This window comes from Paeniglutamicibacter sulfureus, assembly GCF_039535115.1.
Classification (GTDB): domain Bacteria; phylum Actinomycetota; class Actinomycetes; order Actinomycetales; family Micrococcaceae; genus Paeniglutamicibacter; species Paeniglutamicibacter sulfureus.
Genome location: NZ_BAAAWO010000001.1, coordinates 4,155,613 through 4,180,196 on the forward strand (window position 1 = coordinate 4,155,613; position 24,584 = coordinate 4,180,196).

Genomic DNA, 24,584 nt, shown 5'->3' on the forward strand with positions numbered 1-24,584 from the left:
CGGGCTGTCGATGCCGACATCGGACGCTTTTGCCGGGGCCTTCGCCCGCGTGTGCGGTGTGCACTTGTCACCCGGGTAGGGAAGAATGGGTGATCGTGAGTGCACAACGCGATTTCAGTTCCCCCAGGTTGGTAATTCTCGGCGGAGGCCCCGGTGGCTACGAGGCCGCGATGGTCGGCGCCCATCTCGGCGCGCAGGTGACCATCGTCGAACGCGCGGGCATGGGCGGTTCCGCCGTGCTGACCGACGTGGTCCCCTCCAAAACCCTGGTGGCCACGGCCGATGCGATGCGCCGGGTCATCGGCGCGCGCGAATTCGGCGTCGAGGTCGGGGAGGCCGGCACCGAGGCGGTGGCAGATCTCTCCATCATGAATGCGCGCCTGCTGGAACTTGCCCGGGAACAGTCTTCCGACATCCATGTGGGCCTCGAGCGCGCCGGCGTGCGCGTGGTCATTGGCGAGGGCCGGCTGCTTGACGCCTCCACCGTGGAGGTCGTCCGCGCCGACGGCAGCACCGAAAACATCCCCGCCGACGCCCTGCTGATTTCCGTCGGTGCCCACCCGCGCGAACTGCCCACCGCGATTCCCGACGGCGAACGCATCTTCAACTGGACCCAGGTCTACAACCTGAAGGAAATCCCCGAACACCTGATCGTCATCGGTTCCGGTGTCACCGGTGCCGAGTTCGCCTCCGCCTACAACCTGTTGGGCACCAAGGTCACCTTGGTCTCCTCACGCGACCGCGTGCTGCCGGGCGAGGATGCCGACGCAGCAGAGGTCCTCGAGGAGGCCTTCAAGAAGAACGGCGTCAACGTGGTGGCCAAGTCCCGCGCCGAGGCCGTGGAACGCGTGGGCGACACCGTGAAGGTTACCCTGGGCGATGGCCAGGTCATCGAGGGCAGCCACTGCCTGGTGGCAGTCGGATCGATCCCCAACACCGCCGGAATCGGCCTGGAGGAAGCGGGCATCAAGCTCACCGAATCCGGCCACATCCAGGTTGATGGCGTCTCGCGCACCACCGCCACCAACGTGTACGCCGCAGGCGACTGCACCGGCGTCTTCGCGCTGGCATCGGTCTCGGCCATGCAGGGACGCATTGCCATGGCGCACCTGTTGGGCGACTCGGTGAAGCCGCTGAAGCTCACCGAGGTTTCCTCGAACATCTTCACCTCGCCGGAGATCGCCACCGTCGGGGTCACCGAGCGCATGGTCGCCGAGGGCAAGTACCAGGCGGACATCATCAAGCTGGACCTCGCGACCAACGCGCGGGCCAAGATGATGAACGTGAACCAGGGCTTTGTGAAGATCATTTCGCGCCGCGGCTCCGGCACGATCATCGGCGGTGTCGTGGTTGCCCCGCGTGCCTCCGAACTGATCTTCCCCATCGCCCTGGCGGTGCACAACAAGCTGCACGTCGATGACATGGCGGAGACCTTCTCGGTCTACCCCTCGCTTTCGGGCTCGATTTCCGAGGCGGCGCGCCGCCTGCACGTCCACCTCTAGGTCAAAGGCGCACGAACGCGGCGCCCAACAAGGTGCCCTTCGAACGGCCGCCGCCCCCCGGGGGTGGCGGCCGTTCGCCGTGGTGAGGCCCGGGCGCCGTGCGATCCGCGAGAAGGGCCGGCTACCGGACCCTGGCGCAAATTCGAGGGAATTGAACGCTTCGAAAGCGGGGATCACCTGGGATTGCTGTGGCGTGTATTACAGTTGTCCAAATAGTGGAAGGACTGTCCAAAAGGTGGACGTCCCTCATAAGCTTGTCACTTAGTAACTTATGGCACCCCACCAAGAGAATAACGAGTCATGTCCAACAAGACCACGGTCGTTGCACCGAAAGAAAACACACGCGGACGCGTGCTGTTTGCCAGCCTCATCGGCACCACCATCGAATTCTTTGATTTCTACGCCTATGCCACGGCATCGGTGTTGGTTTTCCCGGCGCTTTTCTTCCCGAACGCGTCGAACGTCAACGCGATCCTGTCTTCGTTCGCGATCTTCGGCGTGGCCTTCGTGGCCCGCCCGGTGGGCTCGGTGCTCTTCGGGCACTTCGGCGACAAGATCGGTCGCAAGGGCACCCTGGTGGCCTCGCTGCTCCTGATGGGCATTGCCACCTTCCTGATCGGTTTCCTGCCGCCGGCCCAGGGCAACTTCGTGGTGCTGGCACCGCTGATGCTGGTGCTGCTGCGCTTCGCCCAGGGTCTGGCCCTGGGCGGCGAGTGGTCGGGTGCCGCGCTGCTGGCCACCGAAAACGCGCCGGCGAACAAGCGCGCCATCTACGGAACGTTCCCGCAGCTCGGCGCCCCCATCGGATTCATCATCGCCAACCTGATGTTCGTGGGCCTGCAACTGGGCCTGTCCACCGAACAGTTCATGTCCTGGGGCTGGCGCGTGCCGTTCATCCTCTCGGCCGTCATGGTGGCCGTGGGACTCTGGGTCCGCCTGAAGCTGGTCGAGTCCGTGGCCTTCACCAAGGTCGTGGACCAGAAGAAGGTCGCGAAGTCCCCGTTCAAGACCACCATGAAGTACCACTGGCGTCCGGTGCTCGCCGGCACGTTCATCATGCTGGCCACCTACGTGCTCTTCTACCTGATGACCGCCTTCACGCTGACCTACGGCACCGCCCCGGCCACCGTTGAGGCGGCCCGCGCCGCGGCCGAGGCCAAGGGCAAGGTCTTTGACGCCGCCGCCGAGGCAGCATTTGTCCCGGGCCTGGGCATTGCCCGTCCGGAATTCCTCACGATGCTCATCATCGGCGTGGTCTTCTTCGGCATCTTCACGCTGGTCTCCGGCCCGCTGGCCGAAAAGCTGGGCCGCCGCAAGTTCCTGATCTACGTCACCAGCGGCATCTTCATCTTCGGTCTGGCCTGGACCCTGATGTTTGGCCCCGGCAAGGCGGCAGCCATGGTCGGCCTGGTCCTCGGCTTCACGTTGATGGGTGCGACCTTCGGCCCGATGGCCGCCTACCTGCCGGAGCTCTTCCCCTCCAACGTGCGGTACACCGGTTCGGCAGTCGCCTACAACATGTCCTCGGTGATCGGCGCGGCCCCGGCCTCGTTCGTCGCCATCGCCCTGTGGCAGTTCGGCGGAGGCAACACCGTCTGGGTTGGCGTCTACCTGGCCCTCGGCGCGGTGCTGACGCTGATCGCCCTGTTCCTGACCAAGGACACCAAGGACGTCGATTTCGAGAACAACGTCTCCTAGTTTCCACCCTGTCACACTGCCCGCCTTCCCCACGGACGGCGGGCAGCGTGCGTTAACGCCGGGGTTACTCGCCCACGGTCCCGTCGAGGCATTCGCGCAGCAGGTCCGCGTGTCCGTTGTGCCGGGAGTACTCCTCGATGAGGTGCACCAGGATCCAGCGCACAGACACCATCCCGTGGTGCCCGGCCCCCACCGCACGCTCCAGCGGCTCCGAACCCAGTGCGGCATCGGCGAAGGCCGCCTCGGCCTTCCATGCGGCGAAGGACAGCTCCACCATCCGGTCATCGGGATGCGGGAAGTCGAAGTCGGTGTCGTTTCCGTCCGGGCGCCAGTACAGCGGCGGCGCCGGGTCGCCGGCCAGACACGTGCGGACCCAGAATCGTTCCACGTCGCCCAGGTGCCGCACCAGGCCCAGCAGGGACAGCCCGGAGGGCGGCACCGCGCGGGTTCCCAGCGCCGCCGCGGTGAGCCCCGCGCACTTGAGCTCCAGGGTGCGGCGCTGGTAGTCCAGGAACGCCAGCAGCGTCTCGCGCTCGCTGGCGCACGGTGGCGGGTCGGCGCGCGGGTCCGGTGCGGGCGCCGTCTTAATTTCTGCCGTCATGGCCACCAGCCTACGACCCGTCACCCGTTCCTAGGCGAAGGACAGCTCGGATGCCCGCCCGGATGACCGCCCGGATGCCCGTTCGGATGCCCGCCCGGATGACCGGCGGGAACCCGGAGCCACCGCGTCGGCCCAAGAAAGGGTGGCCCGGCAACGCAACGGGGCGGCCCGGTCTTCGCATGGAAGACCAGGCCGCCCCGTTCGGTGCGGTGGTGGTGCGGTGCTACTCGCCGATCGAGGCCAGCACGGCTCCGGCCGAGACGGTGTCGCCCGGCACTGCGGTGAGCCCGGAAACCACGCCGTCGCAGTGCGCGGTCAGCGGCTGTTCCATCTTCATGGCCTCCAGGACCAGGATCAGGTCGCCCTCGGCCACGGTGTCGCCCTCGGCAACGGCAACCTTGACGATGGTTCCCTGCATGGGGGAGACCAGGTCGGCGCCCGAGTTGCCGGCGCTCGCGGCTCCGCGGGATCCCGCGGCCCGCTTCTTCTTCCGCGTCTTGCCGTTGGATGGGGACATGGCGCCCAAGGACGCGGGCAGCACGACCTCCAGGCGCTTGCCGCCGACCTCGACGGTGATGGCATTGCGGCCCTCGTCCTCGCCCGGGGTGCCGGCGGTGGCCGGGTCCCAGGCGGGGATCTCGTTGGCGAATTCGGTCTCGATCCAGCGCGTGTGGACGGAGAACGGACCGGATTCCGGGATGAACGCTGCATCGGCCATGACGGCGCGGTGGAAGGGAAGCACCGTGGGCATGCCCTCGATGTGGAATTCCGCCAGCGCGCGGCGGGAGCGGGCAGCTGCCTGCGCGCGGGTGGAACCGGTGACGATGAGCTTGGCGATCATCGAGTCGAAGTTCCCCGAGACGGTTTCCCCTGCCTCCACGCCCGAATCGATGCGCACGCCCGGACCGGTGGGCAGGTTCATGGTGGTGATGGTGCCGGGCGCCGGCATGAAGCCGCGTCCTGCGTCCTCGCCGTTGATGCGGAACTCGAAGGAGTGGCCGCGGACCTCGGGGTCGGTGTAGCCCAGCTCCTCGCCGCGGGCCAGCCGGAACTGCTCGGCCACCAGGTCGATGCCGGTGACCTCCTCGGAGACCGTGTGCTCGACCTGCAGGCGGGTGTTGACCTCCAGGAAGGAGATGACCCCGTCCTGGCCCACGAGGAACTCGCAGGTGCCGGCACCCACGTAGCCGGCCTCGCGCAGGATGGCCTTGGAGGCGGCGTAGAGGCGCTGGTTCTGCTCATCGCTCAGGAACGGCGCCGGGGCCTCCTCGACGAGCTTCTGGTTGCGGCGCTGCAGCGAGCAGTCGCGGGTGGAAATGACCACGACGTTGCCGTGCGCATCGGCCAGGCACTGGGTCTCGACGTGGCGCGGGGCATCGAGGAAGCGTTCGACGAAGCACTCGCCGCGGCCGAAGGCGGCGACCGCCTCGCGGACGGCGGATTCATAGAGCTCCGGAATTTCCTCGCGGTTGCGCACCACCTTGATGCCGCGTCCGCCGCCGCCATAGGCGGCCTTGATGGCCAGCGGCAGTCCGTGCGCATCGGCAAAGGCCAGCACCTCGTCGGTTGATTCGACCGGGTTCTTGGTGCCGGGCACCAGCGGGGCACCGACCTTTTCGGCCAGGTGGCGGGCCTGGACCTTGTCGCCCAGCTGCTCGATGGCGGACGGCGGGGGACCGATCCAGGTCAGCCCGGCATCGATCACTGCCTGGGCGAACCCGGCGTTCTCGGCCAGGAAGCCGTAGCCGGGGTGCACCGCGTCGGCGCCGGAGCGCTTGGCGACCTCAATGATCTTGGCGATGTCCAGGTAGGACTCCGCGGCCGTGGAACCACCCAGCGAGTAGGCCTCGTCGGCCAGCCTCGAATGCAGTGCATCGCGGTCGGGCTCGGCGTAGACGGCAACCGATCCAATGCCCTCATCACGGGCGGCGCGGATGATGCGTACGGCGATTTCTCCGCGATTGGCGATGAGAACCTTCGTCAACTGACTCATGGCAGGGGCTATCTCCTTTAAATATGCTCTTGTGGAGCCTACCCGCGTTTGTGGGATATGCACCCCCAAAACCCCCGGTGTCGGGAGTAAGTCGCGATTTCTTTGTGGGGTTCCTACAATCCGGGACCGGCTAGACCCACAGGTCGGAAATCGACAGTCCGGTCCCCGCCAGCAGCTCGCGCAGCGTGGAGACATTCAGCCCGATGACGGTGTGCGGGTTGCCCTCGATGCCGCGGATGAAGGCGGCCCCGCGGCCGTCGATGGTGAACGCCCCGGCGCACGGCAGTGGTTCCCCGGTGGCGACGTAGGCGGCGATCTCCTCGGCGTTGACCTTCTCGAAGTTCACGGTGGTGGAGGAGACGGCGCCGATGGTCGCGCCGGTGCCGCCGTCCCCGTCCTCCTCGGAGCGGTTGTCGATGAGCCAGTGCCCGGTGTGCAGGATCCCCGACTTTCCGCTCATCGCCTCCCAGCGCTCCGTGGCGACCTCCGCGGTGTACGGCTTGCCGTAGGCGACGCCCTCGAACTCGAAGACCGAGTCGCAGCCCAGCACCACCGCCCCGTCGGCCTCCTCCATGCCCGCCACGTCCTCGGCCTTGGACTTGGCCAGCAGCAAGGCGGTGTCGGCGGCGCCCAGCTCGCCGAAGCGCTCCACGGCCCGGGCCAGGACCGCGTCCTCATCCACCGTGGAGACCTGCACGGCGAAGTCGATGCCGGCGTCGGTGAGCACCTTGGCCCGTCCCGGCGAGGCCGAGGCCAGCACCAGCAACGGCAGCTCATCGGGGCCCTGGACCTCCTCGCGCGGGTCGGTGGCCGTCGCGCCGGTGGTGGTGGAACTGTCGTTGGCATTCACATTCTGGCTCATGCATCCACCGTATCCCGAGCCGGAGGCGCCTGGGTTCCGGAATCCGTCGCGGTGCCGTCCTGCTTCGCCGCGGTGCGCGCGGCGATCTTCGCGCCCTCCACGTCCACGTCCGGCAGGATCCTATCCAGCCAGCGCGGGATGTACCAGGCGCGGTGGCCCAGCAGGTGCATGATCGCCGGGGTCAGCGTCATCCGCACGATGAACGCGTCGAAGAGCACGCCGATGGCCAGCGAGAACCCGATCGCCCGGATCATCGTCAGGTGCGAGAACACGAAGCCGGCGAACACCGCCATCATGATCAGCGCCGCGGCGGTGACCACCGGGGCCGCGTGCGCGAACCCGGAGCGCACCGCGGCGCGGGCCGGCTGCCCGTGCGCAAAGGACTCGCGCATTCCGGCGACCAGGAACACCTGGTAGTCCATGGCCAGCCCGAAGAGGATGCCGGTGAGCAGGATCGGCAGGAAGCTCATGATCGGGCCCGGCACGTTTACGTCGAACACCTCGCCCAGCCAGCCGAACTGGTAGACCGCCACGGTGGCGCCGAACGCCGCGGCCAGCGAAAGCAGGAAGCCGGCGGTGGCCAGCAACGGCACGACGACCGAGCGGAAGACCAACAGCAACAGGATCAGCGAGAGGCCCACCACGATAAAGATGTACGGCGGCAGCGCCTCGGCGAGCTTCTCGGAGACGTCCACCTGCGCAGCGACCTGCCCGGTGACGGCGATGTGTGCACCCGTGGCCTCCTCGATCCCGGGTGCGGCGTCCCGCAGCGCATGCACCAGCGCCTCGGTTTGCGCGCTGGCCGGCCCCTCGGCCGGGATCACCTGGATCGCACCAAGGTTTCGCGACTCGTTGACCGCCACCGGGATCGCCGCGACGACGCCGGGGATCTGGCGCACGGCGTCGGCCACGTCCAGGTTGGCAGTGTCGGCACCGCGTTCATCGAGCCCGGCCGGCAGGTCCGCGAGCACCAGCAGCGGGCCGTTGTACCCGGCGCCGAAGGCGTCGCTCATCTGCTCGTACGCCTTGTAGGCGCCCGAGTCCACCGGTTCGGCGCTGCCGTCGGGCAGCGCGGTGCGCAATTCCAGCGCGGGCAACGCCACGATCGCCAGGACGGCGATGGAAGCGATCGCGGCGATCCACGGGCGGCGGGTCACCAGCGCGCCCCAGCCGCGGTTTCCCGCAGCGTTGGTCGGCGCCGCGGCATCGGCATCGGCCTCCCGGGCACGTGCCCACGCCCGCTTGGAGACCAGCCTCGTCCCGATGATCCCCAGCAGCGCGGGGGTCAGCGTGATGGCGATGAGCACCGCCATCAGCACCGTGAACGCGGCCGAGGCGCCCAGCACGGTCAGGAACGGCAGCCCCGGGACGGCCAGCGCGGACAGGGCAATGACCACTGTCAGCCCGGCGAAGACCACGGCGTTTCCGCTGGTGCCCGTGGCCCGGGCGATGGAGTCGCCCAGCGGGACGCCTTCCAGCAGTTGCCGGCGGTGCCGGTGCACGATGAACAGCGAGTAGTCGATGCCCACCGCCAGGCCCAGCATCAGCGCCAGGGCCGGGGTGATGGAGGCCATCTCGATGACCGACGAGAGTGCGAGCGTCCCGCCCACCCCTGCACCCACGCCAAGCACCGCCATGACCAGCGGCAGGCCGGCGGCCACCAGCGTGCCGAGCATGGCCAGCAGCACCGCCGCGGCCACGGCCAGGCCGATGATTTCCGCAGCCCCGAAGATGGAGGAGAGGTCCTGGATGATCTCCTTGGAGAAGAGCACCTCGACGCCCGCGGACTCCGGCCCGGCGGCAATGCCCTGGATGGCGGCGCGCTGGTCGGTGGTCAGCGAGTCGGTCGCACCGACGAAGGTCACGTGTGCCACGGCGGTGGAGCCATCGGCGGAGACGAATCGCATCCCCTCGGAGGCACCGGCCTGGCGCTCGGCAAAGGCCAGCTCGGCCCGCCCGGCGGCCAGGTCCCTGGCGCCCCGCTCGAGCTTCTCCTCGGCCTCGGGCAGCGCTGCCGTCTTCTCGTCCACTGTCTTTTGCCCGGCGACGAGCTTGGCCTGGCTGGTCTCGATCTCCTGCTGGCCCGCCGACAGCTTGGCGGCGTTGGCGTCGATCTCCGCCTGCCCGGAACGCAATTGGGCCCTGCCCTCGGCGATCTTTGCCTCGGCGTCCCGGAGCTTGGCGCGGTTGGCTGCAAGCTCCCCGGCTCCGGCGTCGAGCTGCTGCTTGGCGGCCGGCAGCTTGGCTGCCCCGGCCTCCAGTTCGGCCTTCTTGGTCTTCAGGGTCTGTTGCCCGGAGGCCAGTTCCTTCGCTCCGGCATCGAGCTTCGCCTTGGCCGCATCCAGCGTCGATAGTCCGGCGGTGGCATCGGCAATGTCGCGCAGGTTTTTTTCCAGGCCCGTCTTGGTCCCGGCCACGGATTTCCTTTCGGCCTCGAGACCCGTGAGCTTCGCGGTGAGTGAGTCCAGCTCTTGTTGGGCGGCTTGCTTCCCTGCTTCGGTGGTGGCACCCGCGAGTTTCTTTTCCGCCGCAGCGGCAAGCTTCCTGACGTGGGCAATGCCGGCGTCAAGGTCCTTGAGGCCGGAGTCCACCCGGGCCAGGCCCGTGGTGGCTTGCTGCTTCCCGGCGGCCAGCTGCTTCTCAACGGAGTTCCGGGACCGGCCGTCCAGGATTTTCTTCATGCCGGCGTCGTATTGCGCCCGCCCGGCCTCCAGTTCCCGGGCGCCGGCATCGAGTCTCGCCTGCCCGGCGGCCAGGGCCTTGCGGCCATCGGCGATCTTCGCGGCACCGGCCCGGTATTCGCGGTTGCCCGCATCCCATTTTTTCTGGCCTGCTGCGAGTTGTTCCCGGCCGTCCGTCAGGGTGGCGGTTCCGTCTTCCAATTCACTGGCAGCGGCATCGAGTTTCGCCTGGCCGGCGGCCAGCTGCCGGCGTCCCTCGGCAAGCTCCTGCTTGGCATTGCCCAGCTGAACGCGCCCGGAGTCGAGCTCCGCCTGTGCGTCTTCCAACGCCACCTTGCCGTCCTCGAGCTGTTTCTTGCCGTCGGCAAGGGCCGTGGCGGCATCATCGAGCTTCGTCTTGCCTTCGGCGAGCTGCGGCTTGGCCTCATCGAGCTGTGCCTGGAGTTCGAAGGGCCGGGCCACCTCGGTGATCGGGGACTGGGCGGCGAGGTCGTCCAGCGAGGAGGCGATGGCCCGGTGCTGCGCGGCCGACAGCTCCGCGCCGTCGGGGGTGCGGAAGACGATGGAGCCGGTTCCGCCGGCCAGTTCGGGCATCTCGACCTTCATCCGGTCCAGCGTGCGCTGGGTTTCGGTGCCGGGGATGGCGAAGGTGTTCGACAGCTTGCCCATGAAAGCGCCGGCGCACAGCCCGATGAGGAGCAGCAGGATCGTCCAGATGCCGACGACGGCCCAGCGCCGGGCGTAGGCCAGGGCACCGAGGCGGTACAGGAAGGAAGCCATGGTCTCCTAGCCCTTTCGGGTGTGCGGCGCACGCTGTTGGAGGGAGGGGAAGCCGTCGCGCAATTGGGCGACGGCCTCGGCCAGGGTGGTGCGCAGCATGTGGGTCCGCCGCGGGTCGGCGGGGTCCGGGTGCTCGCCCAGCTCGCGGGCCCAGGCGGCGAAGGCCGCCTTGCCGGCGCCGATGACGCTGTGCGCAAAGACGGAGGCGGCCAGCGCGGTGCCCTGTGGGGCGCGGGCGGCGATGATCTCGGTGAGCGCCTCGGCACAGTCGTTCCAGGCCTCAAGTTGCATGCGGGCCATCTGCGGATGGGCCGAGGCATGCAGGTACAGATTCGCGATGGGTTCCAGCAGCGCCGGGTCGACGAGGGATTCCACCGCTGTCACCGCGGCGGAGAGCAGATCGATCTCCGGATCCAGCTCGTCGAGCACCGCGACCGAATTCTCCAGCAGCAGCCTGGTCGGCTCGTTGAGTGCTGCCTCGATCGAGGGGAAGTAGTTGAAGAAGGTGCGGCGGGAGATTCCGGCGGCATCGGCCACGGATTCTGCGGTCAGTGCGGCGTAGCCTGCAGTTTCCAGCTGGCCGAGGGCGGCATGCACGATGGCGGTCCGGGTGGCGGCCTTGTTTTTTTCGCGCCGCGAGGGCGGCTGCACGGGGGAGTCGATCACTTTTTATACACTACGTGCAAACTTGCATGACGTGCAATTTTCCGACGATGGGAACCAACGCCACGGGGCGGGCCGCTTCCGCCCCGGGGATGCACTGCATTCCCCGGGAGAAAACGACCCGCCCCGTGTTGGTGTGACTACCCAAGGCGGCCTGGCTAGCCGACGGGCGTCGGCGTCGACTCCCGCGCCTCGGCGGCGGAGGAATCCGCTGCAGATTTGAACTCGTCGTTGAACGGGTCGCCGTGGCGCGGTGCGTTGTACAGCTCCTCGTCCAGGATGCCCTCGCGCTTGGCGACGATGGCCGGCACCAGGGCCTGCCCGGCGACGTTGACCGCGGTGCGGCCCATGTCAAGGATCGGGTCGACGGCCAGGATCAGTCCGACGCCTGCAAGCGGCAGGCCGACCGTGGACAGCGTCAGGGTCAACATGACCACCGCGCCGGTGGTTCCGGCCGTGGCGGCCGAGCCCAGCACCGAGACCATGGCGATCAGCAGGTAGTCGGTCAGGCCCAGGTCGATGCCGAAGAACTGGGCGACGAAGATCGCGGAGATCGCCGGGTAGATGGCGGCGCAGCCGTCCATCTTGGTCGTGGCGCCCAGCGGCACGGCGAAGGAGGCGTAGCCCGAGGGCACGCCCAGGTTGCGCTCGGTCACGCGCTGGGTCAGCGGCAGGGTGCCGATGGAGGAACGGGAGACGAAGGCCAGCTGCACGGCGGGCCAGACCCCGGAGAAGTACTGCTTGATGCTCAGGCCGTGGGCGCGGACCAGCACCGGGTAGAGGCCGAAGATCACCAGCGCCAGGCCGATGTAGATGGCCAGGGTGAACTTGCCCAGCGCGCCGATGGTGTCCCAGCCGTAGGTGGCCACGGCGTTGCCGATCAGGCCCACGGTGCCCAGCGGGGCCAGGCGGATGATCCACCAGAGGACCTTTTGGATCACGGCCAGGGTGGCTGCGGAGAAGTCCAGGAACGGGCGGGCGGCGTCGCCCACCTTGAGTGCTGCGATGCCCACGGTGATGGCAATGACCAGCACCTGCAGCACGTTGAAGCTGAGTGCGGTGGTCGCGTCCCCGCCCTCGGCGATCTTGGTCGTTGCGCCAAGGCCTAGGAAGTTCGAGGGGATGAGCCCGATCAGGAACGCCCACCAGTCGCCGGTGCGCCCGTCGTATTCGGGAGGGGCGCTTTGGCCGGTGCCGGATCCCGGGCGCAGCACGGTGCCCAGCACCATGCCGATGATCACGGAGATGGCCGAGGTGATGGCGAACCAGAGGATGGTCTGCCAGGCCAGGCGTGCCGCATTGGTCACCTTGGACAGATTGGCGATGGAAGCCACGACCGCGAAGAAGATCAGCGGGATGACCGCCGCCTTGAGCAGCGAGATGTAGCTGGAGCCAAGCGTGGCCAGCGTGGTGCCCAGTCCGGTTGGGGTGTCCGCGGTGTGGCCGGTGTACTTGGCCAGCAGGCCAAGGCCCAGGCCCAAGGCCAGTGCGATGATGATTTGCGGGCCAAAGGCGGTGGCCCAGGCGGGGAGGCGCCGTCGCGGCGTCGTGGTTGAAGTAGTCACGGTACGAAGCTAGGCGGTGGAGCCTAGCAAAGGACAGCCAGCATTGAGAAATATTACGAAAGAAACGGGCTGAGTCGCCTAATGCGGTTTATTTGTGACGCGTTGCATATGCAGCTCATCCCGGTGTTAAGATGAGCTTTCAACTAATGTATTTTTCTGTTATATGGTGCTCCCGGAGTGCGGAAATCCGTGCACCGATGTCGGCACTATCTGGGGATGGGGGTGGAGTGCGTGAAGTGGAGACAGGTCGATGACATTCTGCCCCGCCCGCGCCTTGACCAGCTGCTTGACCGCGCTGCGGCCTCCCCCGTTGTCATCGCCAGGGCGCCGCGCGGCTCCGGCAAGCGCACTGCGGTTCGCGGCTGGTTGTCCCGGCGTGACCCCTCGGCCGGCAAATGGTCATGGATCGAGTGCCGCGGGAATACCGACTCGCTGGACGAGTTGCTGGCCCTGACCTATGCGAAGGCCGAGAACCCCGAATCGCACCTTGTTGTACTTGTGGGGTTCTCCCGGCGGTACGACGAGGAACTCCTGCAGGCCGTGCAGCGAACTGCACTACAGCATCCCGGTCGTCGCATAGTCATAGTGACGCGTGACTACCTGGAAGTGGAGCGCCATCGAACGCTGCTTTCCGTTGGCGTCTCGGTGATTCCTCCCCATGAATTTCGCTTCACCGCCGATGAAACCGCACAGTACCTGGAGGGGACGGCGCTTGCGGACTTTGCCGAACAACTGGCCAACGGTCTGTGCGGCACGCCCCAATTGGTGCGGATGGCCAAGCTTCGCGCCGAGACCATGCAGGGGCCTCGCACTTCGGACGTGGCGGCCCGGCGCAGTTGGCCGGTCTCGCCCCTGGGCACCTCGGCGTCCACGCCGCTGGAGCTCGATGCGGAGGCCAAGGATTTTCTGGCCTCCGTCCACCGTGCGGTCGAACGTGACATGAAATTGATGCTGGAAGGCGAGGGCCTGGAGCCCGGGCAGCTGGATTTCCTGGCCGTGATCTCGGTACCCACGACATTGCCGGCGCCCTTGCTGGCGCTTCTGGGCTCGGGTCACGTTGAACGGTGGCTCGCGGATCTTGAGGGCCGTGGCCTGGTGTATCGGTCGTCGCGCAATCCGGACGAGGAATACTGCCTGCACCCCGTGCTGCGCCGAGTGCTCAAGCGTGTCTATCTGGAACCGGAACCGGAACGGTTGGCGGCCCTGCACCGATTGAGCGCGGGGTATGAAATGACCCAGGGTTCTTCGTTCCGCGCGCTGCGCCACGCGTTGGAGGCACCCGATTTTCAATTGGCTTCCGACGTGCTGCGCATGCATGCCGACGAATACCTCGAAGGCGAACTGGGCACGCGCGGTTCGGTGCTGCTCGATGACCTGCCCCTGACGGTCCTGGCCCGGTACCCCCTGTTGGCCATTTGCCTGGCGGTCGCCTACAGCTCCACCGGAAAATTCAAGCTCAAGACCCTGGAACTGCTGGCCCTGGCCGCCGCCGGTGCACGCACCGTGGGTCGCAAGGCCCCGCCGTCGGACCGGCTGATCATGATCACCGTCGAATCCGTGGCGCTGAGATTGAGCGGCATCGGTGAGGCCTCGGTGCGTTCGGCCCGGAGTGGCATCGCGTTGTACCGGGAGATGTCGCCCGGGCAGCGCGACGGGATCGGTCCCTTTGAAGGACCCCTGCTCATTCAGCTTGCACTGTGCCTGCATGCCGGCGGGGTGGACGAAGAAGCCCTGATCGTGGCCGAGATGGGTGTGGCAGCCGACCAGCGCCACAATCGTGACGGGAGCGACCACTATGCCGAAACGGTTCAGGCCTACTTTTACGCGCTCAACGGGGATATTCGCCGAGCCTCCGTAATATTGGCCGAATGCTTGCCGGAGCACTGGTCCAACCCTGCAGCCAACCACTATTTCGCCACGCCCCACAGGGCGGCAGCCTTCCTGTGTGCCATGGAAGAACATCGTTTCGACGATGCCGCGCGGTGGATGGAGCTCTTGCGCATTGAGCAGCACAACAACGAGTTCTGGCCCTCCATCCGGTTGGCCGAGGCGCTCCTCGCGGTGATCCGCGGGGAACCGACGGCCTCCCTCGTCCGGATGCAGGGTTACCTATTGCGTGAACGCGAACAACCGGTGGTGCAGCGGTTCGGCAGGCAAATGCTGATCACTGCATCGTGCCTGTTGAACCTGGCAGTGGGGGACGCCTCCCAGGCATTCAAGGCCGCGACGAAGTTGTCGGATGAGACCTCCCGCTTGTCGTTCCAAGCAAGGGTGCGACTTGCCCAAGGCGACGCAGCTGAAGTGTTGCGCTTGTGTACGGCCATGGGGGCGCCCGTGCAGCCGCGCGGGCGTTTTGAACAAGCGGTCCTGGTGCTCGCCGCAACCTTGCAACAAAACAACTTGAAGGCAGTTGGAGGCGCACTGCGCATGGTGGCCGCGCTGAGTGAGGAATACGGTTTGGGCCTTGCCTTGAACCTCTTGCCCGCCCCGGACCTGGAACGCGTCCTGACCGTGGCCAGGGAAATGCGTATCGAGCTCAAGATCGACCCAAATGCCGTGTCGAACATTCCCGGGGGCTTGGGCCGCGCAGTGCTTAGCTCCCGCGAGCTGGCGGTGCTGGGTGAATTGGTGTCCACGGGGAGTGCCGCGGAAATTGCCGAGCGACAGTTTGTCTCGGTCAACACGGTCAAGAGCCAACTACGGAGTATTTACCGCAAGCTTGGAGTGTCCGATCGGGCGTCCGCGCTCGATGTCGCGCGCGTGCAAGGGCTGGTTCTCAGCAGAGACGCCGAGACGATTGACTAGGAGGTTTCTGTCATTCGCATGATCCACCGGAGGTACTGCGCGCTCGCATGCGCCGCACTACGGGGGATCGGGCTTCCACCAAACCAGACTCGGAAATAATCCCGTTGGCACTGATGCAGCCCCCAAGCATTGCATCCATGCCGTACCGCGAATTCCCCGGCGATAAACGCTTTTGTACGTGAAGTGGAGTTTCCCGGAATCCCGAGTTGTGGTCGCTTCGACGTAATTCGCTGTACCAAGACCTAACTATGGCAGCAAATTCGTTGCCACATCAGCCATTTTGCTCCGATTCACCCTAGCGTTCACCCTCTAATCCAACGCAAAGGCATAATACAGGCGCTTCCGTCTCGAGCTTGGCGGCGAAAAGCCCATTCACAATCCATGTGACCTTCGTCGGCTGTGGTTCGTGTGCGCGTTCGTTGCCGGGGTGCCCATCCCCGGATGAACAGGGATTTTGGCACCCCGGCAACGTCTCCGGATTCGCTCGGGATCAGCCCAATAGTGCCCGACGCAGGGTATCGAGGCCCACCGACCCGACGCCGAGGGCCTGAGTATGGAACGCCTTCAGGTCAAAGTCGGCCCCGCCGCGGGCTTCGCGTTCGGCGCGGATCTGCTCCCACAATCGTTGTCCCACCTTGTATGCCGGTGCTTGGCCTGGCCAGCCGAGGTAGCGCGTGAATTCGAATTCCAGTTGGCCGGACGAGATATCCAGGTTCTTTTTCAGGAACTCGAAGCCGCTCTCGCTGTCCCAGGTCCCCGAGCCCCAGGCCTCGGGGATTTCCAGTTCCAGGTGCACGCCGATGTCGAAGACGACGCGGGCAGCGCGCATCCGCTGGGCATCGAGCATGCCCAGATAGTCGCCTGGATCGGCCAGGAAGCCCAGGTCGAGCATCAGGCGTTCGGCGTACAGCGCCCAGCCCTCGCCGTGCCCCGAGACCCAGCAGGCATGGCGGCGCCAGTCGTTGAGCGTATCGCGGGCCAGCACCGCGGTGGCTACCTGCAAGTGGTGGCCTGGGACGCCCTCGTGGTAGACGGTGGTCAGCTCGGACCACGTGGTGAAACTGTCCTCGCCCTCGGGCACCGACCACCACATGCGTCCCGGGCGGCTGAAGTCCTCGGACGGGCCGGTGTAGTAGATGCCGCCTTCCTGGGTCGGCGCAATCATGCACTCGATCCGGTCCATCGGGGAAGGGATCTCAAAGTGGGTCCCGGCCAATGCGACAAGGGCTGCGTCGGATTTTTCCTGCATCCAGCGCTGCAGCTCGTCGGTTCCGGAAAGTTGCCGGGCCGCATCCCGGTTCAGGATCTCCTTGGCCTCCGCGATGCCGGCCCCGGCGGAAATCTGCTCGGAGACCCGCTCCTGTTCGGCGATGAGGTTCGCCAGCTCGTTCACGCCCCAGGCGTAGGATTCCTCCAGGTCCACCGTGGCACCCAGGAAGCGGCGGGACATCAGCGCGTAGTACTCCCTGCCCACCGCATCTTTCTCCGGTGCCAAGGGCAGCAGCTCGTCCTCGAGCACCTCAGCCAGGCGAAGATAGGCGGAGTTGGCCGCGACGGCGCCGGAGTCCAGCCGTTCGGCGAGCCCGGGGTCGACCTCGGTGCCCGCAGCAGCGAGGCCGTCGAAGAAACCTCCGTCCTTGGCATAGTCGCGCGCCTGCGTGATGACGATCTTCACCTGTCGGGCCGCCGCCACCAGGCCCAGGGCCGCCGATTCGCGAAGCGAGGCGATATATCCGTCCATGGCGGCGGGCAGGTTGTGCATCCGGTCGGCAACAAATGCATAGTCGGCAGCGGTTTCCTGCGGCATGAGGTCGAAGATGGCGCGCAATTCCTGCGCGGGGGAGGCGATGTTGTTCAGCTCGGTCCGCCGGGTTTTCGCGATCTCGATTTCCAGTCCCAGGCGTTCGTTCATGGCGTCGAGAGTGGTCTCATCGACCTTGTCCTGGGGCGTCAGGGGCGCCAGTTTCGCCAGTGCATCGCGTGCGGCCTCGGTCAGGGCTGCGACACCGGCGGGGGAATAGTCGGTATACGCGGCCTCGTTGCCGGGTAGGCCGAGCTCGGTGGCGAATTCGGGGATGAGTTCAAGCAGGCGGGCGAAGTATTCGTTGGCGACGGCGTCGATCGCGCTGGGCGTGCGCGCCGGTGTGGTGTTGGTCATGGCAACAGCCTAGGCGCTTCTGAAAGCGTTGTTGAAGATTTTTGCGGGAAATCTTTTCGCGGGAACGCGAAAGGCCGGGGTACCAACAGGAAAATGCCATCCTGTCGGCATCCCGGCCGAAGCCGCCGGCCACGCAGCATTGCGGTGAGGGGCGGCCTTGCGTTAGTGCCGGCCGACTTTCCAGGGCAGCGGGGAGGCGCTCAGTGCCCGGCGGCGGCGGAGTCGGCCGCGACGCAGCTCGGTGCCTGTCGGCGCCGGAGCGGCGGAGTCCTGGATTGCCAGCGCGGAAACGACGGCGGCCAATGCCGCGACTTCCTCCGCCGTGGGATTGCCGCGGGTGACGAATAGCTGCGTCGCCGTGGCCTGCGCGACGGCCAGGGTGTTCTGGTTGCCGGTCACAGCGGGATGTTCCCGTGCTTCTTGGCCGGCAGTGCTGCGTGCTTGTCGCGCGTGGCACGCAGCCCGCGCACGATCTGCAGGCGGGTGTCGGAGGGAGCGATGACCGCATCGACGTAGCCAAGCTCAGCGGCCTGGTAGGGGTTGAGCAGTTCGGCCTCGTAGCCCTCGATGATCTCGGTGCGCCGTGCCTCCACGTCCCCGCCCTCGGCCTCGACCGCGGCCAGGTCGCGGCGGTAGAGGATGTTGACCGCGCCCTGGGCGCCCATGACGCCGATCTGTGCCGTCGGCCAGGCCACGTTGATGTCCGCGCCAAGCTTCTTGGAGCCCATCACGATGTACGCTCCGCCGTAGGCCTTGCGGGTGATGACCGTCAGCTTCGGCACGGTGGCCTCGGCGTAGGCGTAGAGCAGCTTGGCGCCGCGGCGGATGATGCCCTGGAATTCCTGGTCCTTGCCCGGAAGGAAGCCAGGGACGTCCACGAGCGTGAGGATCGGGATGTTGAAGGCGTCGCAGTTGCGCACAAAGCGGGCTGCCTTCTCGGAAGCGGCAATGTCCAGGGTGCCGGCGAACTGCATCGGCTGGTTGGCGACGATGCCGATGGTTGCGCCCTCGACGCGGGCATAGCCGATCATCACGTTCGGGGCGTAGAGCGACTGCATCTCCAGGAAGATGCCGTCGTCCACGATGTGCTCGATGACCTTGCGCATGTCGTAGGGCTGGTTGGCCGAGTCCGGGATCAGCGTGTCCAGCTCGAGGTCCGCGGCGGTGAGCTCCAGCTCCTCGTCGAACTCCACGGCCGGGGCCTCGGAGATGTTGTTCGAGGGCAGGAACTCGAGCAGTTCCTTGCAGAACTCGATGGCGTCGGACTCGTCGGTGGCCAGGTAGGTGGCGGTGCCGGTGTTGGCGTTGTGCTGGCGCGCCCCGCCCAGCGTCTCCATGTCGACTTCCTCGCCGGTGACGGTCTTGATCACGTCGGGGCCGGTGATGAACATGTGGCTGGTCTTGTCGACCATGATCACGTAGTCGGTCAGGGCGGGGGAGTAGGCGGCGCCGCCGGCGCTCGGGCCCATGATCAGCGAGATCTGCGGGACCACGCCCGAGGCGTGGACGTTGTTGCGGAAAATGTCGGCGAACATGGCCAGGGAGGCCACGCCCTCCTGAATGCGGGCTCCGCCGCCGTCAAGGATGCCGACGACCGGGCAGCCGTTGCGCAGCGCGAACTCCTGGACCTTGACGATCTTCTCGCCATTGACCTGGCTCAGCGAGCCGCCGTAGACGGTGAAGTCCTGGGAGTAGACGGCGACCTGGCGGCCGTCGACGGTGCCGTAGCCGGAGACCAAGCCATCACCGAGGGGGCGCTTCTTGTCCATGCCGAAGGCCGAAGTGCGGTGCACCGCGAGGGCGTCGAATTCGACGAATGAACCCTCGTCCATCAGCATTTCGATGCGCTCGCGGGCCGTGTGCTTGCCCCGCGCATGCTGTTTTTCGATGGCCGCGGCACCCGAGGGGGCCTGGGCGAGGGCTTCGCGGCGACGGAATTCGGCGATCTTGCCTGCCGTGGTCGACAGGTCGATCGAATCCGTTGCGTCGGCGATGCGGCTCTGGGTCATCCCATGGCTCCCTTGAAGTAGAAAAATAGTAGGAAAGGCACAACAACAATGCCACCTTGGCCAGTCTAGTGAGGCTCTGGACCGAATTGTGTGTAGGAAAGCTACAAAATCGCGACGTGTTGGGGGCCAAGTCGTCCATAAAACAAGTTACTCGCTAGTAGCTTTCGCGGCGACAGTTCACGTAATGTGGCTCACATGAGTGAATCGACCCGCGCCGCCATCGCCGCCAACGCCAAGCCCCTGAAGGGCAAGACAATTCTCATGAGCGGCGGCAGCCGAGGCATTGGGCTGGCCATCGCACTGCGTGCTGCGGCCGATGGGGCGAACGTGGCCATCATGGCCAAGACCGCCACCGCGCAGGCGAACCTCGAAGGCACGGTATTCACCGCGGCGCAGGAAATCACCGCCGCCGGCGGGCATTCCCTTGCCATCGTGGGGGACGTGCGCAACGACGAGGACGTGATGGCGGCCGTCACCCAGACACAGGAGCGGTTCGGCGGGATCGACGTGGTGGTCAACAATGCTTCGGCCATCGACCTGTCGAAGACCGAGGAGGTGTCGATGAAGAAGTACGACCTGATGATGGACATCAATGTACGCGGCACCTTCCTGCTCTCCAAGATGGCACTTCCACACTTGCGGGCCAGCGAAAACGGGCACATCCTCACGCTCTCCCCGCCTTTGAACCTGGCGCCGCAGTGGGCGGGGCGACACCTGGCCTACACCATGGCCAAGTACGGGATGAGCATGACGACCTTGGGCCTGGCCGAGGAACTTCGCGACACCGGCATCGGGGTGAATTCGTTGTGGCCCGCCACGCTGATCGACACCGCCGCGATCCGCAACATGCCCCACGGCGTCCAAATGGCCAGCGCCGCGCGCTCGGCGCGCATCGTCGCCGACGCAGCCCATGCGATCCTCACCAGTGACGCCCGAGCCTGCAGCGGCAACTTCTTCACCGACGAGGAAGTGCTGGCCGCCGCGGGCGTCAGCGACTTCTCCGGCTATTCCATGGGCGCCGCCGAAGCCGATCTGGTCCCCGACATCTTCCTGTAAGACCGCATCCGAACTTGGCTGCCGGTAGAGGCTGCCGCCGGGCCCCGAGTGGTTCGGGGCATCGGGCGGGGGGCGGCGGGAGTCGATAGTCTTGGGGGATGAGCATTGAACCGAACCCCGGCCATACCTCCGAACCCGACGCCTCCGCGGGCGCGTCCGAAGTTGGGCGTGCGGCGCTGGACGCGGCAACGCTGCGCCGGATCATGGGGGAGCTGGACGCAGGGGAGCTGTGGATCAGTGAACATACGGGGTCGACCAACGACGACCTCGCGGCGCGCGCCCACAACGCCCCGCTGGCGAACCTGAGCGTGGAAACCACCGAACACCAAAAGGCCGGCCACGGGAGGCTGGGACGCGGCTGGCAAACACCGGCGCGCAGTGCGCTGGCCACCAGCATCTACTTCCGCCCGGCACCCGGATTCCTGCAGTCGGGGCTGGCCTGGCTGTCCATGCTGTGCTCCACCGCCATGGTGCAGACGTTGCGGGAGGATGCCGGGATGGCAGCGGGCCTGAAATGGCCCAACGACGTGGTCGCGGGCGGCCGGAAGGTCTGTGGCGTGCTGGCGCAATTGGTCATGACGGCCCAAGGCCCGGTGGTCGTCGTCGGCGCAGGCCTCAACGTGTCCCTCACCGCCGACGAGCTTCCGGTGGACACCGCCGCCAGCCTGGCGACGCTGGGGGCCGGCACCCTTGACCGGACCGAGTTGCTGGGCGGCTACCTGCGCCGGGTGGTGCACCTGTTCCGGACCTTCGAAGGGGCCGGCGGAAATGCCGCGACGCGCGCGGCGTATGCGCAGGCGGCACCTGAGGCCCCGGCCGACGCCAACTCCCCGGAACCCATGACGCTGCGCGAGCTGGTGCGCTCGGTCATGGTGACGATCGGGCACGAGGTCGACGCGCACCTGCCCAACGGCACGGTGTTGCGCGGCACGGCCATCGACCTGGATGCCGAAGGCTCCCTGAGCGTGCGCGAAGCCGGCGGCAAGGTGCACAGCGTGCTGGCCGGGGACGTCTACCACCTGCGGCGCAGCGACGGCTCCTACGCCTAGCCGCCGGGCCGGGGAACCGGGGAACCGGGGAACCGGGGACCGTGCAGGGCAGATCACGCAACGATTTGCGGCTGCCCACCCAAAGCGTGGGTGCACTGGCTCTACCATTGAAGGAGCAAGACCGGCGCGCACAACCGGTGTGTGGGTTGAAGGAGCCGGGACGTGAAGTTGACATTGGAGAAACGCGAGCGGGTCATCGTCAAGACCCGCGCGCACCGGCGCGTGCTGCGTGGCCCGTTCCTCCGCTTCCTGCTCCTGCTGGCGGGTTCCTGCTATCTGCTGGGCCTGCTGCTTCGCAACGACCTGCCCCCATGGGTCCAAGAGGGACGGCCGTTGCTGGCGGCGTTGCTGGCCGTGGTGTCCGGCGCCCTGTTGGTCATCTGGTGCCTGCGGCCCTGGATCCGCTGGGCCAATACCTACACCTACCTGACCAGCGAACGCATCGTCACCAAGCGCGGACGCCGGGCCGCCGGGCAACATTCCATCGGGTTGTACGCAATCCACGATATTGTTGCGGTGGTAAGGCCCAACGCGCCGGAGAACGCCCCCGGGACGCTGTCCGTCGTATTGGCCGAGCAACGCTTCAACATCCCGCACGTCCCGGCCGTGGCGCGCATGCGCAACTACTGCATCGGGGCCATCACTGCCCTGCCGAACTTCCCACGGGTTGATGGTGTAAACATGGAAGAACGCGTTGACGGGGATCCGCCAACGAGGCCAATGAACGAATCGCACCACCCAGAGCAGCAACAAAGAGAATGGACTGAGCATGAGTGAGCGGTCGCCGGCGACGGGAACCCAACCCGTCGCGCCCACCGCTGCCCGCGACGCGGCACGTGCACAGGCCCAACGCCACCCCTCCGATGTCACGGACGCACCGGCACCCGAGGCCAACGGCGCGCTGCATCCGGAGCCCGCGCCGGCAGTGGAGCTGGCACCGGCGCTCGCCGACCCCCTCGGGGACCTGGTCGAGGCCATGAAACGACCCGAGCAGGTCGGTCGGATCACGCCCGGGCCCGCCCGCGAAGCGGTTCGCGACCTGGAGCGCAGGCTGCTCGGCGCCGATCGCACCATGCGCCGGCGCGAAATGGCCGCAGGGGCAGGCGTCTCGCTGCTTTCCGCCCGCAAGATCTGGCGCGCCCTGGGCTTCCCGAATCTGGGCGACGAAGAAGTCTTCTTCACCACCGTCGACCAGGACGCGCTCAAATCCATTCTTGAGATGGTCCGGGAGGGAGTCCTGACCGAGGAAACGGCGATCTCGCTGACCAGGTCCGTCGGCCAGATGACAGACCGCATGGTGGTCTGGCAGGTCGAGGCGCTGGTCGAGGACATGGTGCAGAACCAGAAGATGAATGATCCAGAGGCCCGCCGCAACCTGGTGAGCCTGCTGCCGGAGATCATCGAGCCGCTCGAGGACTTGTTGGTCTATTCCTGGCGCCGGCAGCTGAACGCGGCCGTGCACCGGCTGGTGCTGCGTGCCGAGACAGGACTGGCGGCCTCCGCCGAGGGCCGCGACGGCTCCGAGGACGACGCCCCGCTGCCACTGGCACGCGCCGTCGGCTTCGCCGACCTGGTCTCCTACACCTCGCTCTCGCGCCGGATGAACGAGCGCACGCTGGCCCAGCTGGTGCAGCGCTTCGAATCCAAGTGCGCGGAGATCATCTCCATCGGCGGCGGCCGGCTGGTCAAGACCATCGGCGACGAGGTGCTCTTCGTGGCCGAGACGCCGCAGGCCGGCGCGCAGATCTCCCTGGCCATGTCCAGGGAATTCGCCGCCGACGAGCTGCTGCCCAACACGCGCGTTGCCGTGGTCTGGGGACGGGTCCTCTCCCGGCTGGGCGACATCTACGGGCCGACGGTCAATCTGGCCGCCCGGCTGACCTCGCTGGCCGAGCCCGGCACGGTCCTCACCGACGAGCTCACCGCCTCCACCCTGGCCGGGGACGACAGGTTCGTGCTTGAGCCCCAGGAAGTCACCGCCATCCGCGGCTTCGGGGATCTCACCCCGGTGCGGCTGGCCCCGGGCACCGGATCGGGACTGGTGCTGGACTAGATGGACTTCGGATTCGGGCAGGTGCGTGCGGCGGCGGCAACCGACATCGGGCTGCGCCGCGCCGTCAACGAGGACAGCGTGCTGGAAGCCGGAACCATATTTGCCGTGGCCGACGGCATGGGCGGGCACGAGGCCGGCGACCTGGCCTCCCGCCTGGGCATCGAGACGCTGAACGAAATCGCCGCCGGATCCGGCGGCACCGGGGAAATCCCGCACGAGTTGCCCCGCGCCCGGGACGTCCTGGCCGTGGTCACCGCCGCCGATGCCCGCATCCGCAAGGCCACCGGCGCCCGCGGCGGCACCACCCTGTGCGCGCTGGCCCTGGTCCGCGTCGAGGAGGATGGCGGGGCATGGCCGGGGGAGCCGGCAGGCCCGCCGGTCACCGCGCAATTGCCCGCCGTGCCACCCTCGGCCCAGGCACCGCGCCTGCCGCTGCCCGCGGTGGGGGAAGCGCGCTACCTGGGCAGCACCCTGGAATCCGGCGACGCCGACCCGAGGGCCGGCCACCGGGCCGATCCCGAACCCACCACCGACGTGCTGCCGCGCGCGAAGGCCGGCGCGGTGCCCGCGGCACCGAAGGGTTCCGCGGCGATGACGATCGCCGGGACCTCGGCCAAGGTCACCCCGATCCCCGGCGCCGACGGCGGCGTGCCCGGCGGGATGGCCGGGGACCACGTGCGGCTGATGCTGCTGAACGTGGGCGACTCGCGCGGCTATCGATTGCGCGACGGCGTCCTGACCCAGCTGACCCGCGACCACTCGGCGGTCCAGGAGCTCATCGACGGCGGCATCATTTCCGAGGCCGAGGCGCGCATCCACCCGCAGCGCAACCTGATCACCCGGGCGCTGGGGGCCGGCGGAAACTCCGTGCCGGACACCCAGTTCCACCTGCCGCGCCCCGGGGACCGCTACCTGCTGTGCACCGACGGGCTCACCGGCGAGGTCGAGCACGCGGCCATGGAGGAGATCCTCGCCCGGACCCCCGACCGCACCGAGGCAGTGGGCAGGCTCATCGACGCGGCCCTGGCCAGCGGCGGGCGGGACAACATCTCGGTGGTCATCATCGATATCGAGGGCCCCGGCGCGTAGGCGGGCGCACCGCCGGACCG

At 67.2% G+C, this 24,584-nt stretch carries 17 protein-coding genes; 8 read left to right on the forward strand and 9 right to left on the reverse strand.

Annotated elements, in window-relative coordinates; translation table 11 throughout:
• The first annotated feature begins 95 nt into the window (after positions 1-95).
• Both ABD687_RS18815 and ABD687_RS18820 read left to right on the forward strand, forming a co-directional pair.
• Entirely contained in the window at positions 96-1,502 is a 1,407-nt protein-coding gene (locus ABD687_RS18815; RefSeq protein WP_264268205.1) for an NAD(P)H-quinone dehydrogenase, read from the forward strand.
• Positions 1,503-1,802: 300 nt separating this feature from the next.
• Complete coding sequence (locus tag ABD687_RS18820; RefSeq protein WP_264268204.1) at positions 1,803-3,200, forward strand: MFS transporter; 1,398 nt, start codon at positions 1,803-1,805, stop codon at positions 3,198-3,200.
• A gap of 64 nt (positions 3,201-3,264) precedes the next feature.
• Here ABD687_RS18820 and ABD687_RS18825 read toward each other — a convergent pair whose 3' ends face one another.
• From ABD687_RS18825 to ABD687_RS18850, 6 genes are all read right to left on the reverse strand, one after another.
• Entirely contained in the window at positions 3,265-3,801 is a 537-nt protein-coding gene (locus ABD687_RS18825) for a DinB family protein (RefSeq protein WP_264268203.1), read from the reverse strand.
• Positions 3,802-4,024: 223 nt separating this feature from the next.
• On the reverse strand, positions 4,025-5,794 hold the full coding sequence (locus ABD687_RS18830) for an acetyl/propionyl/methylcrotonyl-CoA carboxylase subunit alpha (RefSeq protein ID WP_264268202.1): 1,770 nt from the start codon (positions 5,792-5,794) through the stop codon (positions 4,025-4,027).
• A gap of 130 nt (positions 5,795-5,924) precedes the next feature.
• Positions 5,925-6,566 (reverse strand): Maf family protein, encoded by a 642-nt coding sequence (locus ABD687_RS18835; protein ID WP_302263346.1) that lies wholly within the window; start codon positions 6,564-6,566, stop codon positions 5,925-5,927.
• A gap of 86 nt (positions 6,567-6,652) precedes the next feature.
• Positions 6,653-10,117, reverse strand: a complete 3,465-nt coding sequence (locus tag ABD687_RS18840; RefSeq protein ID WP_302262745.1) for an MMPL family transporter — start codon at positions 10,115-10,117, stop codon at positions 6,653-6,655.
• Positions 10,118-10,123: 6 nt separating this feature from the next.
• Positions 10,124-10,783, reverse strand: coding sequence for a TetR/AcrR family transcriptional regulator (locus tag ABD687_RS18845; protein WP_264268200.1), 660 nt, complete (start codon positions 10,781-10,783; stop codon positions 10,124-10,126).
• Between the two features lie 155 nt (positions 10,784-10,938).
• A complete protein-coding gene (locus ABD687_RS18850; protein ID WP_302262744.1) occupies positions 10,939-12,345 on the reverse strand; it encodes a dicarboxylate/amino acid:cation symporter in 1,407 nt (468 codons plus the stop codon).
• A gap of 231 nt (positions 12,346-12,576) precedes the next feature.
• On the opposite strand from ABD687_RS18850, the gene ABD687_RS18855 reads away from it, so the two are divergent.
• On the forward strand, positions 12,577-15,150 hold the full coding sequence (locus ABD687_RS18855; protein WP_302262743.1) for a helix-turn-helix transcriptional regulator: 2,574 nt from the start codon (positions 12,577-12,579) through the stop codon (positions 15,148-15,150).
• A 490-nt stretch (positions 15,151-15,640) separates the two neighbouring features.
• Here ABD687_RS18855 and ABD687_RS18860 read toward each other — a convergent pair whose 3' ends face one another.
• The 3 genes from ABD687_RS18860 to ABD687_RS18870 form a co-directional block, all read right to left on the reverse strand.
• A complete protein-coding gene (locus ABD687_RS18860) occupies positions 15,641-17,308 on the reverse strand; it encodes a DUF885 domain-containing protein (RefSeq protein WP_310288958.1) in 1,668 nt (555 codons plus the stop codon).
• Between the two features lie 162 nt (positions 17,309-17,470).
• Positions 17,471-17,707 (reverse strand): acyl-CoA carboxylase epsilon subunit, encoded by a 237-nt coding sequence (locus tag ABD687_RS18865; RefSeq protein ID WP_310288956.1) that lies wholly within the window; start codon positions 17,705-17,707, stop codon positions 17,471-17,473.
• The gene (locus ABD687_RS18870) at positions 17,704-19,317 is read right to left on the reverse strand and encodes an acyl-CoA carboxylase subunit beta (protein ID WP_310288953.1); all 1,614 of its coding nucleotides are present in this window, start codon (positions 19,315-19,317) and stop codon (positions 17,704-17,706) included. Before ABD687_RS18870 ends, ABD687_RS18865 begins: the two co-directional genes overlap by 4 nt.
• A gap of 195 nt (positions 19,318-19,512) precedes the next feature.
• On the opposite strand from ABD687_RS18870, the gene ABD687_RS18875 reads away from it, so the two are divergent.
• The 5 genes from ABD687_RS18875 (at position 19,513) to ABD687_RS18895 (ending at position 24,564) form a co-directional block, all read left to right on the forward strand.
• Entirely contained in the window at positions 19,513-20,373 is an 861-nt protein-coding gene (locus ABD687_RS18875; RefSeq protein ID WP_310288951.1) for an SDR family oxidoreductase, read from the forward strand.
• Positions 20,374-20,471: 98 nt separating this feature from the next.
• Positions 20,472-21,422, forward strand: coding sequence for a biotin--[acetyl-CoA-carboxylase] ligase (locus tag ABD687_RS18880; RefSeq protein WP_310288949.1), 951 nt, complete (start codon positions 20,472-20,474; stop codon positions 21,420-21,422).
• Between the two features lie 162 nt (positions 21,423-21,584).
• Positions 21,585-22,199: a hypothetical protein gene (locus ABD687_RS18885; RefSeq protein ID WP_310288948.1), complete on the forward strand. Its 615-nt coding sequence runs from the start codon at positions 21,585-21,587 to the stop codon at positions 22,197-22,199.
• Positions 22,192-23,475, forward strand: a complete 1,284-nt coding sequence (locus ABD687_RS18890) for an adenylate/guanylate cyclase domain-containing protein (RefSeq protein ID WP_377700312.1) — start codon at positions 22,192-22,194, stop codon at positions 23,473-23,475. The genes ABD687_RS18885 and ABD687_RS18890 overlap by 8 nt, the downstream gene beginning before the upstream one ends.
• Positions 23,476-24,564, forward strand: a complete 1,089-nt coding sequence (locus ABD687_RS18895; RefSeq protein ID WP_310288946.1) for a PP2C family protein-serine/threonine phosphatase — start codon at positions 23,476-23,478, stop codon at positions 24,562-24,564.
• Positions 24,565-24,584 lie beyond the last annotated feature (20 nt).